12 protein-coding genes are annotated in these 13,004 nt (G+C 68.2%); 9 read left to right on the forward strand and 3 right to left on the reverse strand.

Going from position 1 to position 13,004, the window contains the following annotated elements; translation table 11 throughout:
* Positions 1 to 207: 207 nt before the first annotated feature.
* The 9 genes from ACFY1E_RS12845 to ACFY1E_RS12885 all read left to right on the forward strand — a co-directional run bounded on the left by ACFY1E_RS12845 (position 208) and on the right by ACFY1E_RS12885 (position 10,777).
* Positions 208 to 1,512, forward strand: a complete 1,305-nt coding sequence (locus ACFY1E_RS12845) for an ABC transporter substrate-binding protein (protein WP_389074765.1) — start codon at positions 208 to 210, stop codon at positions 1,510 to 1,512.
* A 7-nt stretch (positions 1,513 to 1,519) separates the two neighbouring features.
* Positions 1,520 to 2,548 (forward strand): carbohydrate ABC transporter permease, encoded by a 1,029-nt coding sequence (locus tag ACFY1E_RS12850; RefSeq protein WP_389074768.1) that lies wholly within the window; start codon positions 1,520 to 1,522, stop codon positions 2,546 to 2,548.
* A complete protein-coding gene (locus ACFY1E_RS12855; protein ID WP_389074771.1) occupies positions 2,545 to 3,429 on the forward strand; it encodes a carbohydrate ABC transporter permease in 885 nt (294 codons plus the stop codon). The genes ACFY1E_RS12850 and ACFY1E_RS12855 overlap by 4 nt, the downstream gene beginning before the upstream one ends.
* 65 nt (positions 3,430 to 3,494) lie before the next feature.
* A complete protein-coding gene (locus ACFY1E_RS12860) occupies positions 3,495 to 4,259 on the forward strand; it encodes a sugar phosphate isomerase/epimerase family protein (protein WP_389074773.1) in 765 nt (254 codons plus the stop codon).
* Positions 4,256 to 5,374 (forward strand): Gfo/Idh/MocA family protein, encoded by a 1,119-nt coding sequence (locus tag ACFY1E_RS12865; RefSeq protein ID WP_389074776.1) that lies wholly within the window; start codon positions 4,256 to 4,258, stop codon positions 5,372 to 5,374. Before ACFY1E_RS12860 ends, ACFY1E_RS12865 begins: the two co-directional genes overlap by 4 nt.
* The gene (locus ACFY1E_RS12870; RefSeq protein ID WP_389074779.1) at positions 5,371 to 6,519 is read left to right on the forward strand and encodes a Gfo/Idh/MocA family protein; all 1,149 of its coding nucleotides are present in this window, start codon (positions 5,371 to 5,373) and stop codon (positions 6,517 to 6,519) included. The genes ACFY1E_RS12865 and ACFY1E_RS12870 overlap by 4 nt, the downstream gene beginning before the upstream one ends.
* Positions 6,520 to 6,591: 72 nt before the next feature.
* Positions 6,592 to 7,596: a sugar phosphate isomerase/epimerase family protein gene (locus tag ACFY1E_RS12875; RefSeq protein ID WP_389074781.1), complete on the forward strand. Its 1,005-nt coding sequence runs from the start codon at positions 6,592 to 6,594 to the stop codon at positions 7,594 to 7,596.
* 74 nt (positions 7,597 to 7,670) lie between these two features.
* Entirely contained in the window at positions 7,671 to 9,743 is a 2,073-nt protein-coding gene (locus ACFY1E_RS12880; RefSeq protein ID WP_389074783.1) for a GMC oxidoreductase, read from the forward strand.
* A gap of 38 nt (positions 9,744 to 9,781) precedes the next feature.
* On the forward strand, positions 9,782 to 10,777 hold the full coding sequence (locus ACFY1E_RS12885; RefSeq protein WP_389074784.1) for a TolB family protein: 996 nt from the start codon (positions 9,782 to 9,784) through the stop codon (positions 10,775 to 10,777).
* Here the strand turns inward: ACFY1E_RS12885 and ACFY1E_RS12890 are convergent.
* The 3 genes from ACFY1E_RS12890 to ACFY1E_RS12900 all read right to left on the reverse strand — a co-directional run bounded on the left by ACFY1E_RS12890 (position 10,756) and on the right by ACFY1E_RS12900 (position 12,573).
* Entirely contained in the window at positions 10,756 to 11,226 is a 471-nt protein-coding gene (locus ACFY1E_RS12890; protein ID WP_389074787.1) for a transposase, read from the reverse strand. The two genes, ACFY1E_RS12885 and ACFY1E_RS12890, sit on opposite strands and share 22 nt — an antisense overlap.
* Positions 11,227 to 11,454: 228 nt before the next feature.
* Positions 11,455 to 11,982, reverse strand: coding sequence for a nitroreductase family deazaflavin-dependent oxidoreductase (locus ACFY1E_RS12895; RefSeq protein ID WP_389074789.1), 528 nt, complete (start codon positions 11,980 to 11,982; stop codon positions 11,455 to 11,457).
* 132 nt (positions 11,983 to 12,114) lie between these two features.
* Positions 12,115 to 12,573 carry a pyridoxamine 5'-phosphate oxidase family protein gene (locus tag ACFY1E_RS12900; protein ID WP_389074791.1) on the reverse strand — a complete coding sequence of 153 codons (459 nt, stop codon included), beginning with the start codon at positions 12,571 to 12,573 and terminating at the stop codon, positions 12,115 to 12,117.
* Between the last annotated feature and the right edge of the window lie 431 nt (positions 12,574 to 13,004).

Raw genomic sequence — 13,004 nt, forward strand, 5'->3', positions numbered from 1 at the left:
AAGTCGCCCTAGGGTCCCGGTGAAACCGAGTTGGCCGGACTGGGAAACGTTGCCCGCGCCAACCGACGAGGGCCGTCGTGATCGCCCTCAGGGACTCGTCTTCAACGGCCTCGCCCTGCCGTCACCACGTCTTCTCCGCGGCTCCCGCCCTCCCCGGCCGAAGCACCGCATTCCGTCTCCAGCCCCTTCAACGAAGAAGGAACAGCCATGAGATCAACCGGCACCACCTTTACGCGCCGCGGTTTCCTGAGCCTCGCGGCCGCCGCCGCGGCGAGCCCCGCACTCGCCGCGTGCGGCAGCGGCTCCGGCTCCGCCGGGGGTGGCAACACCATCAAGTTCTGGGACATGCCGTGGGGCGTCCCCGCCTACAACGACGCCGCGAAGAAGGTGGTCCAGGCGTACAAGCCGGCGTCCGGCAACCTCAAGGCGAGCTACCAGACCATCCAGTGGAGCAACTTCTACCAGACCTTCGCCTCGGCCATCGCGTCGAAGACCGGCCCGGCGGTGTCCACCGGCGGCGGCTTCCAGGCCTTCCAGTTCGAGCAGCAGGGCCAGATCGCCTACGCGGACGGCGTCATCGACGCGCTCAAGAAGAACGGCCGCTACAGCGACTTCCTCCCCGGCCTCCTCGAACCGTTCAAGTCGGACAAGGGCTACGTGGCCATCCCCTGGGGGATCGACATGCGTGTCCTGTGGTACCGCAAGTCGCTCTTCGACAAGGCCGGCGTGGACGTCCCGACCGACTGGCCCTCGCTGCTCACCGCCGGCAAGGCGCTCAGGAAGATCGGCGTCAGCGGCTTCGGAACGGGCTCGGGCTCGGGCAACTACGCCGCCAACCACCTGGTCCTCGCCATGATGATCAACAATGGTGGCGGCGTCTTCTCCCCCGACGGGCAACTCGACGTCATGAACAACCGGAACGTCGAGGCCACCGAGTTCATGCTGGAACTCGTCTCGAACGGCGTCATCGACCGGGCCGCCGTGAGCTACACGGTCGACGACATGCTGGGCCAGTGGAAGAAGAAGAAGTCCGCCTACGGCCTCTACTTCGCCGCGCTTCCCGAGCGTGCGGGCGTGACGGCCGACGACACGCTGGTGGCCAGTCCGCTCGCCGGCCCGCACGGCGACAAGGCCGTCCTCATGTTCCTGAACAACATCATGATGTACAAGAACACGCCGTCGCAGGCGTCCTCCGATGCCTTCCTCGTCTACTACCTGGGCCAGCTCAAGCAGCTCTGGCAGCAGAAACTGGTGTCCCTGCTCCCGGTGTTCAAGTCCATCACCGAGATGCCGGAGTTCGCCGACGACCCGAACAACGTCAAGATCATCAAGGAGTACGTCCCGATCGGGAAGACGTTCGCGGCGCGGAGCACCACGCTCAACGCGGACCTCGCGGTCCTCGACGGCGGCCAGGCGCTGACGCAGTTCGCCCAGACGGTCATCACAGGCAGGACCAACGCCAAGACCGCACTCAAAACCTTCCAGTCCGGCCTGCAATCCGTCATGAAGTAGGCGTGTCATGAAGACTACGACGTTCAACCATGCCCGGCTCCGCCGCAGCGAGGTGACCGTTGAAGCCGGAAGCTCCACCGTCAGGATGTCCGGGCTCGTGAAAGCGCGCCGGGGTGTCGCTCCCGGCGGAACCGGACGGGCTCCCGGCAAGGCGAACCGCAGGGGCCGGCTCGGGGCGCAGACGACGAGGACGTTCTTCTGGCTGGTCCTGCCGTCGGTGCTCCTGCTCGTCCTCATCCAGGGCTATCCGCTCGTGTACGCCGCCATCCAGGCGACCCACAACGGCTCTCTCACCGACTCCGGCAGCTTCGTGGGACTGGACAACTTCATCGACGTCCTTGGCTCGCGGGCGTTCTGGAAGGCCGCTCAGTTCACCCTGGTGTTCACGGTCGTCGGCGTGTTCGGCTCGTGGGCGGTGGGTCTGGCACTCGCCCTGCTGCTTCGCGCCAGGATCCCGGCGCGAGGTCTGTTCAAGGTGCTCCTGCTGCTGCCGTGGGTCGTGCCGGTCGTGGTCTCCTCGACGGCGTGGAACTGGCTGGTCTCCACCCCGAGCAGCCCCATCCCGGCACTGTGCCGCGCTCTGGGACTGGGCACGCCCCTGTTCCTGGCCGACCCGACCCTCGCCGTCGTCACCGTCTGCGTCTTCAAGGTCTGGGTGAGTTTCCCGTTCATGATGCTGATGTCGTCGGCAGCACTGGCCTCGGTGGACGGGACGGTGTACGAGGCCGCGAGCCTGGACGGGGCAAGCCGCCGACAGCAGTTCACGCAGATCACGTTGCCCCTCATCGCGCGGTCCACGTACATCAGCTGGATCCTCATGACGATCTTCTGCGTCAACGACTTCCCGGCCATCTACCTCCTCACCGGCGGTGGCCCGGTGGACTCCACCAGCTCCCTGGTCGTCTACGCGTACCGGATGGTCTTCCAGAACTTCCAGACCGGCCCCGGCGTCGCGGTCGCCTTCCTCATGACGATGACCCTCGTGGCCGTCTCGGTGATCCTCTACCGCCAGATCCGAAAGTCGAGCGTCGCATGACCACCGTCCTGCCCACGCATACCTCCTCCGCCGGTGCGACGAGCAGCCGACCCAGGTCCCGCACGGTCTCCGAGGCCGACTTGCGCGGACGATGGTGGCGCTTCGCCCTGATACTGGTCATCACGGCCGTCGTCCTCGTACCGGTCTTCGTCGTACTCTTCCTCGCCTTCACCCCCGGCGCGCAGAGCACCTCGAGCAGCTTCACGGTCGAGAACTTCAGCCATGTCTTCTCCGACACCCTCGTGCTGACCTGGCTCGGGAACAGCCTGGCAACCACCCTCGCCACGGTTGTCGTGTCGGTGGCCGTCGCCGCACCCGCCGGATACGTGCTTTCGCGGGGGCGAAGTCGCGCGGTGGCGGGCTATTCGCTGCTGCTGTTCGTCGTGCAGTCCCTGCCGATCATCACCGCGGTCGTGCCGCTGTTCATTCTCTTCGCGAAGATGGGCCTGGTCGACAACCTGTGGGGACTGACGATCGTCTACGTCGGTTCGACCATGAGTGTCGCGACGTGGATGATGGCCGCCTACTTCGACTCGATCCCGGTCAGCCTGGAGGAAGCGGCCTGGATCGACGGTTGCTCGGTGTTCGGCTCGTTCACCAAGGTCGTGCTGCGCAACAGCCTCCCCGGAGTGCTCTCGACCGCCATCTTCGCGTTCCTCCTCGCGTGGAACGACTACCTCGTGGCCGTCGTGTTCCTGCGCTCGCAGGAGATCTTCACCCTTCCCGTGGGCGTGCAGTCCTTCTTCCAGCAGAACATGACCGACTGGGGGTCCGTCATGGCTGTCGCCGTCGTCATGATGCTCCCGCCCGTCGCCATCTTCGTGGCCCTCAACAGGTACTTCAGCGTCGGTGGCATCGGCGGCTCCCTCGCGGGCCGCTGACGGCATCACCAACGACTCGCACAGCCCACTTCATCGCTCACGTTTCCGAGAGGACATCGTTCTCCATGAACTGCTCCGTCCAGCTGTACACCGTCCGGGACGCGCTGCAGACCGACCTGGCCGGCACGATCCGGCGTCTGGCCGGGATCGGATTCACCCAGGTGGAGCCGTACAACTTCGTGGCGCAGGCCGAGGAACTCGCCACCGCGCTCGCGGATGCCGGGGTCACGGCCCCGTCGGGCCACGCACCGCTGCTCTCCGGCGACCAGGACGAGATCTTCGCCGCCGCGAAGCGTCTCGGCATGGGCATCGTGATCGACCCGTATCTCCCCGCCGAGCACTGGCAGGACGCCGAGGCGATTCGCGGTGTCGCGGCCCGCTTCAACGCGGCGGCCAGGAAGGGCGCCGAGTACGGCATCCGGGTCGGCTACCACAACCACTGGTGGGAGTTCTCCCCGAAGATCGAGGGTGTCACGCCGCTGGAGTTCTTCGCCGGCCTGCTCGATCCCGAACTCGTCCTCGAAGTCGACACCTACTGGGCGGCTGTGGGCGGCGAGGACCCGGCGGCGCTGCTCCAGCGTCTGGGGGAGCGCGTCGTCGCCGTCCACATCAAGGACGGCCCAGGGACCGAGGACACCCATGCCCAAGTTCCGGCTGGCCAGGGGACGATGGACGTCCGGGGCATCCTCGACGCGGCGAACTCACTCGAGCTCACGGTTCTCGAGTTCGACGACTACGCCCACGACATCTTCGACGGCGTAACCGCATCGCTGCGCTACCTCCAGGCGGGCTCCCCGGCTCGGCCGGCCGCAGAGGCGGACGCCCGATGAGCCGCGGACCGGTCGGCGTCGCCGTCATCGGGGCGGGCGTCATCAGCGCGCACTATCTCGACCATCTCACCTCGTTTCCGGATCTCAAGGTCCACGCGGTCGCCGACATCCGCCCCGAAGCCGCCAGAGCACGGGCCGAGCAGTTCGGGATCGCCGAGCACGGAACCCCTGAAGTCGCGCTGCGGCACCCGGACGTGGAGATCGTCGTCAATCTCACCGTCCCGGCCGCGCACGTCGAGGTCGCCACCGCCGCGGTCCGCGCGGGCAAGCACGTCTGGAGCGAGAAGCCCTTCGCGCTCGACCGCGAGAGCGGCCTGGGGCTGCTGAAGGAAGCCAACGACGCCGGACTGCGGCTCGGATGCGCGCCGGACACCTTCCTGGGCGCGGGCCTTCAGTCGGCGCGCCGGGTGATCGAGCGCGGCGACATCGGCGTACCGCTCACGGCTCAGACCGTCTTTCAGACACCCGGTCCGGAGTCGTGGCATCCCAATCCCGCGTTCCTCTACCAGTACGGCGCGGGCCCGCTCTTCGACCAGGGTCCCTACTACTTCACCACGCTCATACAGACGTTCGGCAGCGTGCGCCGGGTCGCCGCCGTCGGGTCGAAGGCCCAGGCCACACGGGTCATCGGTTCGGGTCCCAAGGCGGGCGAGACGTTCGAGGTCGAGGTGCCCACGCACGTGAGCGCTCTGATCCAGTTCGAGGGCGGCGCGTCCGCGCACAGCCTGTTCAGCTTCGAGTCACCGCATGAACGCCAGGGCTTCGTGGAGATCACGGGCACCGAGGCGACGCTCCGTCTGCCGGACCCGAACTACTTCGACGGCGAGTTGCGGATCTGCCGCACGGGCGAGAAGGAGTGGACGCCGCTCCCGACCGCGGGACCGGCCAACGGGCGCGGTATGGGCGTACTCGACATGGCACGCTCCATCCGTGCCGACGAGCCGCACCGTGCTACGGGTGAGCTCGCCCACCACGTGGTGGACACGATGGTCTCGATCGCGGAGGCGATCGAGACGGGCGCCTTCGTCGACGTCACCAGCTCGGCGCCGGCCTCCGCGCCACTGGGCGAGGACTGGGCGCCCACCGAGGTGACGTTCGAAGGAGCTTCCGCATGACGGCCGCCGCAGGCCCGAGCGGGTCCGCGCCGCTCGGCGTCGCGATGATCGGGTACGCCTTCATGGGCAAGGCCCATTCGCAGGCCTGGCGGAACGTGGCCGCCTACTTCGATGTGCCGACGGTCGAGCAGCGCGTGCTCGCCGGCCGGGACGCCGAGCAGGTCGCCCAGGCGGCGGCCCGGTTCGGATGGGCGGAGGCTGCAACGGACTGGCGCGACGTCATCGCCCGAGACGATGTGCACATCGTGGACATCTGCGCACCGGGGTGGCTGCATGCGGAGATCGCCATCGCGGCCCTTGAAGCCGGCAAACACGTCCTGGTCGAGAAACCGCTCGCGAACTCGCTCACGGAATCGGAACACATGGTCGCGGCCGCGCAGGCGGCGCGGGCACGCGGGGTGCAGTCGATGGTCGGCTTCAACTACCGGCGAGTGCCCGCCCTCGCGTACGCGCGCCGACTCATCGCCGACGGCCGGCTCGGCACCGTCCGGCAGGTCAGAGCCTCCTACCTGCAGGACTGGCTCGCGGACGAGTCCGCGCCCATGACCTGGCGGTTGCGGAAGGAGACGGCCGGATCCGGGGCCCTGGGCGACATCGCGAGCCACGTGATCGACCAGGTCCAGTTCCTCCTCGGCGACACCGTCACCGACGTCTCCGGGCGCCTGCACACCTTCGTCGAGCGGCGCCCGGGTCCCGGGGGCCCGGAGGACGTCACGGTCGACGACGCGGCCTGGGCCACGCTGTCCCTGGCCGGCGGCGCGCTGGCCTCAGTGGAGGTCTCCCGGGTCGCACTCGGCCGGAAGAACTCGCTCCGGATCGAGGTCTACGGCTCTCACGGGGCGCTCGCGTTCGACCTCGAGCGGCTCAACGAGCTCGAGTTCCTCGACGGCACCGCTCCGGGCGCCGAGCAGGGCTTCCGGCGGATCGTCGTCACCGAGCCCGATCACCCCTATGTGGGCGCGTGGTGGCCCCCGGGCCATGTCATCGGATGGGAGCACACCTTCACCCACCAGATCCGGGACTTCCTCGTCGCCATCCGCGACGGCGCCTCTCCGAGCCCCTCCTTCGAGGAAGGCCTGCGGGTCCAGCGGGTCCTGGCCGCGATCGAGGAGTCCGCCACCACCGCCAAGGCCATCCAACTGTGAACCGGGAACCGGCCGGGTCCGACCGAGAGTCATCCGCGAGCCATCCGAGCATCATCCGAGAAGAGGAAATCCATGCCCCGTCCCTTCACTCTGTTCACCGGCCAGTGGGCCGACCTGACGCTTGAGGAAGTGGCCCGCCACGCGTCCGAGTGGGGCTACGACGGGCTGGAGATCGCCGTCTCCGGCGAGCACCTGGACGCCTGGCGGTGGGACGACGACGACTACGTCGCCGACCGGCTCGGCATCCTCGAACGCCACGGGCTCAAGGTGTGGGCCATCTCCAACCACCTCAAGGGCCAAGCCGTGTGCGACGACCCCATCGACTTCCGCCACCAGGCGATCGTCGGCTCCCGCGTCTGGGGCGACGGCGAACCCGAGGGCGTACGCCGGCGCGCCGCCGAGGAACTGAAGAACACCGCCCGCCTCGCCCGGGCCCTGGGCGTCAGGACCGTGGTCGGATTCACCGGCTCCAGGATCTGGCAGTACGTGGCGATGTTCCCGCCCGTACCGGCCCACGTCATCGACGCCGGGTACCAGGACTTCGCCGACCGGTGGAACCCCATCCTGGACGTCTTCGACGAATGCGGGGTCCGCTTCGCCCACGAGGTCCACCCCTCCGAGATCGCCTACGACTACTGGTCCACCCGGCGCGCCCTCGAAGCCATCGGGCACCGCGAGGCCTTCGGCCTCAACTGGGACCCCTCCCACATGCTCTGGCAGGGGATCGACCCGGTCGGGTTCATCACGGACTTCGCGGACCGGATCTACCACGTGGACTGCAAGGACACGCGCATGCGCATGGGTAACGGGCGCGCCGGGATCCTCTCCTCCCACCTGCCCTGGGGCGACCCGCATCGCGGCTGGGACTTCGTCTCCGCCGGCCGCGGCGACGTCCCCTGGGAGGACTGCTTCCGCGCCCTCAGTGCCATCGGCTACGAGGGCCCCATCTCCGTCGAATGGGAAGACGCGGGAATGGACCGCCTCACAGGGGCCCCCGAAGCCCTGCGGACTCTGAAGCAGTTCGACTTCGCCCCCGGCAAGCAGTCCTTCGACGCCGCGTTCAGCAACCAGACCTGACCTGACCCGGTGGGAGGCTCGCGCGCTCGGGCCCGTTCGGAAGGCCGCACGATCGGAAGGCAGGACGACACACAGTGATCCCGTACTCCAATCGAGCGCTCGTCGCCGAGTTGCTCGACGTTCTCGTCCCGGCCGATTCCCAGCCCGGCGCGACCGAGGCCGGGCTGTTGGACTGGATGGACAGCCTCGCCGATCGCGACCACGCGACGTATTGGGCACAGCTGTTCGCGCCTGGGCTGGACGCACTGTCCGTCGAGCTCGCAGCGGGAGCCGTTCTGGGAACCGAGTTGGTCGCCGAGTTGCAGGCGGACCGGACGCGCTCAGGATGGCCGGTCTCACCTGCTGAGTTCGTCGCGACGATGGCCGCCGTGGCCGCCCACGGGTACTACGGGCGCAAGGAGAGCGGCTCCTGGGAGGGACTCGGCTACGATCCCTCACCGAAGCAGCCTGCAGAGGCACCGGTCCATCGTGCCCGTCCGCTCGCCTCAGGGCCCGAGGCCCTGCGGCAGGCGTGGGACGTGGTGGTGGTCGGGGCCGGCGCCGGAGGCGGAGTGGCCGCCCGCGTCCTGACCGAGGCCGGAGCCCGGGTGCTGTTGCTGGAACGCGGCCGGTTCCTCACGTACGAGGAGATCGGCCACGACCATCTCGCCAACCACCGGTTCCCTGCCTACGGCCACACGACCGGACCCGAGTACACCGGCAACCCGCGTGTGGTGGCCGAACCCGGCCAAGCGGACCGTCGGGTCGACCAGCCCTACCACCGGGACTGGCACAACAACGCCATGACCGTCGGCGGCGGCACCCGCGTCTACCAGGGCATGGCCTGGCGCTTCCAGCCCGACGACTTCCGTATGGCGTCACGGTACGGCGTGCCGGACGGCAGCTCCCTCGCGGACTGGCCGCTGACTTACGACGACCTCGAACCCCATTACACGCGGGTGGAGCAGGAGTTCGGGGTCTGCGGCGACGGGCGGGCACACCGGTGCCAGGGCTTCCGCAGCCGCGAGTACCCGATGCCCGCCCAGTCGCCTACGCGCGAGGCCGAAGTGCTGCGCAAGGGCGCCGAAGCGCTCGGCCTGAGCACCGGACCGGTGCCGTTGCTGATCAACTCCCAGCCCCGCGACGGACGCGCGGCCTGTGTGCGCTGCGGTGAGTGCATCGGCTTCGGCTGCCCGGTCGACGCCCGCGCAGGCTCCCACAACACTGTCATCCCGCTGGCACTGCGCACCGGACTGTGCCGGCTCGTCACCGGGCAGCGGGTCCAGCGGGTGCTGGTGGACGGCACCGGACGCGCCACCGGTGTCGTCGTACGCGACATGACCACCGGAACCCACGCCGAAGTGCGCGCCGGGTCCGTTGTCCTGGCCGCCGGGGCGATCGAGACCGCCCGGCTGTTGCTGGCGAGCGCCACCGACGAACATCCCGCCGGCTTGGGAAACCGTACGGACCAGGTCGGGCGACACCTCCAGGGACACAACTACGTCGGCGCGTTCGGGTTGTTCGACGAACGCGTCCAGGATCTCCAGGGGCCGGGGGTGTCGATAGCGACCGCCGACTACACCCACGATCTGGGTAGCGAGGCGATCGGCGGTGGGGTACTGGCCAATGAGGTGGTGAAGATGCCTGTGTTGTTCCATGACTGGGCGATGCCAACGGACGTACCGCGCTGGGGGCATGAGGCGAAGCGCTGGATGCGGGACTCCTACCTGCGCACCTCGCACATCATGGGCCCGATCCAGGAGATTCCGAATCCGGAGGCGCGGGTGACCCTTGCCTCCGGGGTGCTGGATTCCGGCGGTGACGCCGTGGCACGGCTCTCCGGGGTGCAGCACCCGGAGAGCGTCCGGGCCGCGAAGGCGCTGCGCGAGCGTGCCCAACGCTGGATGCACGCATCCGGCGCGCGCCGAGTGTGGACGCTGCCCGTGGGAACGGGACTGTCCGCGGGCCAGCACCAGGCGGGCACCGCTCGCATGGGCACAGACCCGGCGACCTCGGTGACCGACTCGTTCGGGCGGGTGCACGGGCATACCGGCCTCTGGGTCATGGACGCGTCCCTGCACGTCACCAACGGTGGCGTGAACCCGGTACTGACCATCCTCGCGCTGGCCTACCGCTGCGCCGAGGAGCTTGCCCTCGCCGGCGAGTAAAACGGCCCATCACAAACCGGACGTTGACGGAAACGACGATGCAATCGGACACGAAGGCGGATGCAACCGTGCACGACAAGGACCAGCTCGACTCCAAGGAGACCGCGGAAACCGAAGAGACCGAGCAGCCGGTGCGATACGCCCGCACGCTTCTTCCCGGCCAGCGCGCGGAACTGTGCGTCCTGGACGTGGACTCCGGCTCCTCCCGACTGGTGGCGTCGTCACAGGACCAGCTGTTCGAGTCGCCGAACTGGCACCCGGACGGACGCTGGATCGTCGTCAACGCCGACGGCGCCCTGTTCCGGGTGGACAGCCGCGCACCCTCGGGCCTCCAACCGATTCACGCCCCCGGGCTGCCCGAGCTGAACAACGACCACCTCGTGTCACCGGACGGCCGTTGGCACCTTGTGTCGGCCAACGACTGGCACCTGTACCGGGTGCCTTGGGAGGGGGGCCGGCCCGAGCGCATCACGGCGCCCAAGGACCCGGAGCGGCGATTCCGCCACTTCTTGCACGGCGTCTCGCCCGACGGCAGCACCCTCGTCTACGTCGGCACGGAGGCCCTCGACGGAGACGAGTGGGGCAGACGCGCGCTGTGGTCCCTCGACCTTGTGAGCGGCGAGGAGCGACTCATCGGTGACGGGTACTCCCCCGCGGACGGGCCGGACTTCTCCCCCGACGGCGCGAGCGTGTTCTTCAACTCGGAGGTCGCGTCCAGCGTGCCCGGTCACGCACAGCTCTTCCGGCACGACCTTGTCGATGGGGCCGTGCGGCAACTCACGTTCGACGACCGCGTGAACTGGTTCCCGCACCCCTCGCCCGACGGACAGCGACTGGTCTATCTCAGTTACCCCCCGGGAACCGTCGGGCACCCGGCCGACCTTCCCGTCGTCCTGCGCCTGATCGACCTCCCGGATGGTCCACCACGTGACCTGGTCACACTCCCGGGCGGCCAGGGAAGCATCAACGTTCCATGCTGGGCGCCTGACTCCCGGCACTTGGCCTATGTCCGTTATCCGTTCAGCACCTCCTGACCTCTCCAGCCACGGCGATCGGATTCGGAAGCCTGAGAGGTGCGGTGGCGTCCCGCCAGGTGGCGCAAGCGGCCTCGCTTGACGCGTTCCGGTACGCCGCGCGGCGGCCTCGCCATGGGCACGGCTCCCGTGTCGCGCAGCGGCTGACCTGCCGTCAGAGCGAGGCCCAGCAGCCGGTCGGAGCGGTCGCCTTCGGCGAGGCGGTCGCGGAAGTCGGACAGAACGCTCTCTTGGAAGCCGGGGTCTTCCAGTTCCAGCCCGAGGGCGTATTTCAAGTCGATGCGGCAGCGCACTGCATCGGCGGCTGGCGGTCCGAAAGGTTCATCACCTTGCAGCACACAGACGGTGGCCAGCTGTGCGGGCGAGAGCCCGGGGCGGCCGTCGCGCGGGTACCAGGCGGTGAAGTCCCCGTCGTTCCGCAGGCCTTCGGGGTGGTCGCGGATCCACATCGTGGTGGTGCCGTGGGGTTGCTGGCTCGGGCGACCCGCACGGTCAGCGGCGGGGTCTTGGCTCCGGGATGAGGCTGGAGGGACACATCGAGCTGCTGCGGTACAGGGGCGGAACGATCTGACGAACCTGACACAAAGTCACGATCGTTTACTGCCTGTCCTCAAGATTCCCCGACAGAGTCGCTGACTGAGCGACCGGGCTCTGTGCAACGCGTTGCTCTGGGGGACTCACCCGTCGGTTCGGGGTCGGAGCACCACGACGGGGATCTCGCGTTCGGTCCATGTCTGGTACAGCTCGAAGTCGGCGTAGACCTCTAACAGCAGGGGCCAGAGACGAGAGCGTTCCTGCGGATCCGCGGTGTGGGCGCGAACAGGTCTCCTCTCGGCGCGGATCTGGATGTGGGTGTCCGGGTGGGTGCGCAGGTTGAGATACCACTGAGGGTTTTTGGGGAGCCCTCCCTGGGAGGCCACGACTACCGTGTCCGGGCCGTCGGTCATGTAAAGCAGTGGCGTGGTGTGGAGCCTGCCGGACTTTCGACCGCGATGCTCGAGGAGCAGGACGGGCACGGGCTTACGGAAGCCGGCGGCTACACGCCACGTCCCACCGAGCCGGCCGCGGGTACGGCGGTAGGCCCACACCTGAGTCTTGGCCATGTACTTGAAGAGGCGCGGCAGTAGCGGGGAGTCCAGTTGCTTGGGACGTGGACGTTGTTCGGGACGTGGACGTTGTTCGGGACGTGGACGCTGATGTGACATGAATCGCCTCCGATCGGGCAACTGGCCGGTCTGCTGCTGCGCTTGGCCGATGGCCGAGCCTCACCTGGAGGCCACGGGTTCTGATGAGACGCGTGGTGGCCGAGCTGGTCACCGCTGGGTACGCCCTGGTTGTCACAGCTTGCGGAAGTCCCAGGAGACTGTCTTCGACGGGGTCAGGCGGATCCACGCATGCCGACCGTCGTGCGGCATCGCCTCGAGGCCGAAGTTCTTGCGGGCGAACAGCGGTTCCAGTGCGTCGAGTTCGGTACACGGTTCTCCGGTGCGGGGGATCTCGCCCACGAACTCCGCTGTGCCTGACAGTTCGACTCCGCGCAGTTCCCCGTACCCCTCACCGGAGTCGACGACGACAGCTATGCGCGCGTCGTGACGGATGTCGGCCCATCGCTTGCTGCGCACGATGGAGTACAGCCACAGCGAGGTGCCGTCCCAGGCGAACCAAAGGGCACTGACATGCGGGGCGCCGTCGTTTGAGACGGTAGCGATTCGGCACGTGCGCTGGGTGGCGAGGAACTCGTCCACTTCGTCCGGCGTCATCATGATCTTTCGGCTACTGCGCTGAGTCACAGACATGCGGGGCCTCTCTTCACTTGCGTCAGGGGGCCGGCGGGGCGTATCTGATGCAGCGTCAGAAGCATGGGTGATTTTCCCTCAGCCTGCAATGGTTGAGGGCACCTCAGGTCGTGTCCCGCCACGTGGTGCAAGCGACCTTGCTCGACGCGTTCCGGTACGCCGCGCGGCGGCCTCGCCACAGGCACGGCTCCCGTGTCGCGCAGCGACTGACCTGCCGTCAGCGCCATGCGCGGCCCCAAACGGCGCCGATGCGGCGATGACCTGCGGATTCCGGCGCCTTGATCCGCTACACCACCTGGCGCGACGCCACCTTGCATCTCGATCAGTTCGGCCTTGAAGGTGCCGTTCAGCGCACGCGAAACCCCCGCTGATCACCGCCCCCTCAAACAGAGCCGCCGCACCCAACACCTTCCTTGCGGCGGCGATGATCC

It is taken from the genome of Streptomyces sp. NPDC001604 (genome assembly GCF_042893475.1).
Taxonomy (GTDB): domain Bacteria; phylum Actinomycetota; class Actinomycetes; order Streptomycetales; family Streptomycetaceae; genus Streptomyces.

Bases quoted from the DNA above. Each gene is read 5' to 3' on its own strand.
- ACFY1E_RS12885 (WP_389074784.1), top strand. From the start codon at position 9,782: ATGCAATCGGACACGAAGGCGGATGCAACCGTGCACGACAAGGACCAG.
- ACFY1E_RS12850 (WP_389074768.1), top strand. From the start codon at position 1,520: ATGAAGACTACGACGTTCAACCATGCCCGGCTCCGCCGCAGCGAGGTG.
- ACFY1E_RS12900 (WP_389074791.1), bottom strand. From the start codon at position 12,573: ATGTCTGTGACTCAGCGCAGTAGCCGAAAGATCATGATGACGCCGGAC.
- ACFY1E_RS12855 (WP_389074771.1), top strand. From the start codon at position 2,545: ATGACCACCGTCCTGCCCACGCATACCTCCTCCGCCGGTGCGACGAGC.
- ACFY1E_RS12875 (WP_389074781.1), top strand. From the start codon at position 6,592: ATGCCCCGTCCCTTCACTCTGTTCACCGGCCAGTGGGCCGACCTGACG.
- ACFY1E_RS12860 (WP_389074773.1), top strand. From the start codon at position 3,495: ATGAACTGCTCCGTCCAGCTGTACACCGTCCGGGACGCGCTGCAGACC.
- ACFY1E_RS12870 (WP_389074779.1), top strand. From the start codon at position 5,371: ATGACGGCCGCCGCAGGCCCGAGCGGGTCCGCGCCGCTCGGCGTCGCG.
- ACFY1E_RS12845 (WP_389074765.1), top strand. From the start codon at position 208: ATGAGATCAACCGGCACCACCTTTACGCGCCGCGGTTTCCTGAGCCTC.
- ACFY1E_RS12895 (WP_389074789.1), bottom strand. From the start codon at position 11,982: ATGTCACATCAGCGTCCACGTCCCGAACAACGTCCACGTCCCGAACAA.
- ACFY1E_RS12865 (WP_389074776.1), top strand. From the start codon at position 4,256: ATGAGCCGCGGACCGGTCGGCGTCGCCGTCATCGGGGCGGGCGTCATC.
- ACFY1E_RS12890 (WP_389074787.1), bottom strand. From the start codon at position 11,226: ATGTGGATCCGCGACCACCCCGAAGGCCTGCGGAACGACGGGGACTTC.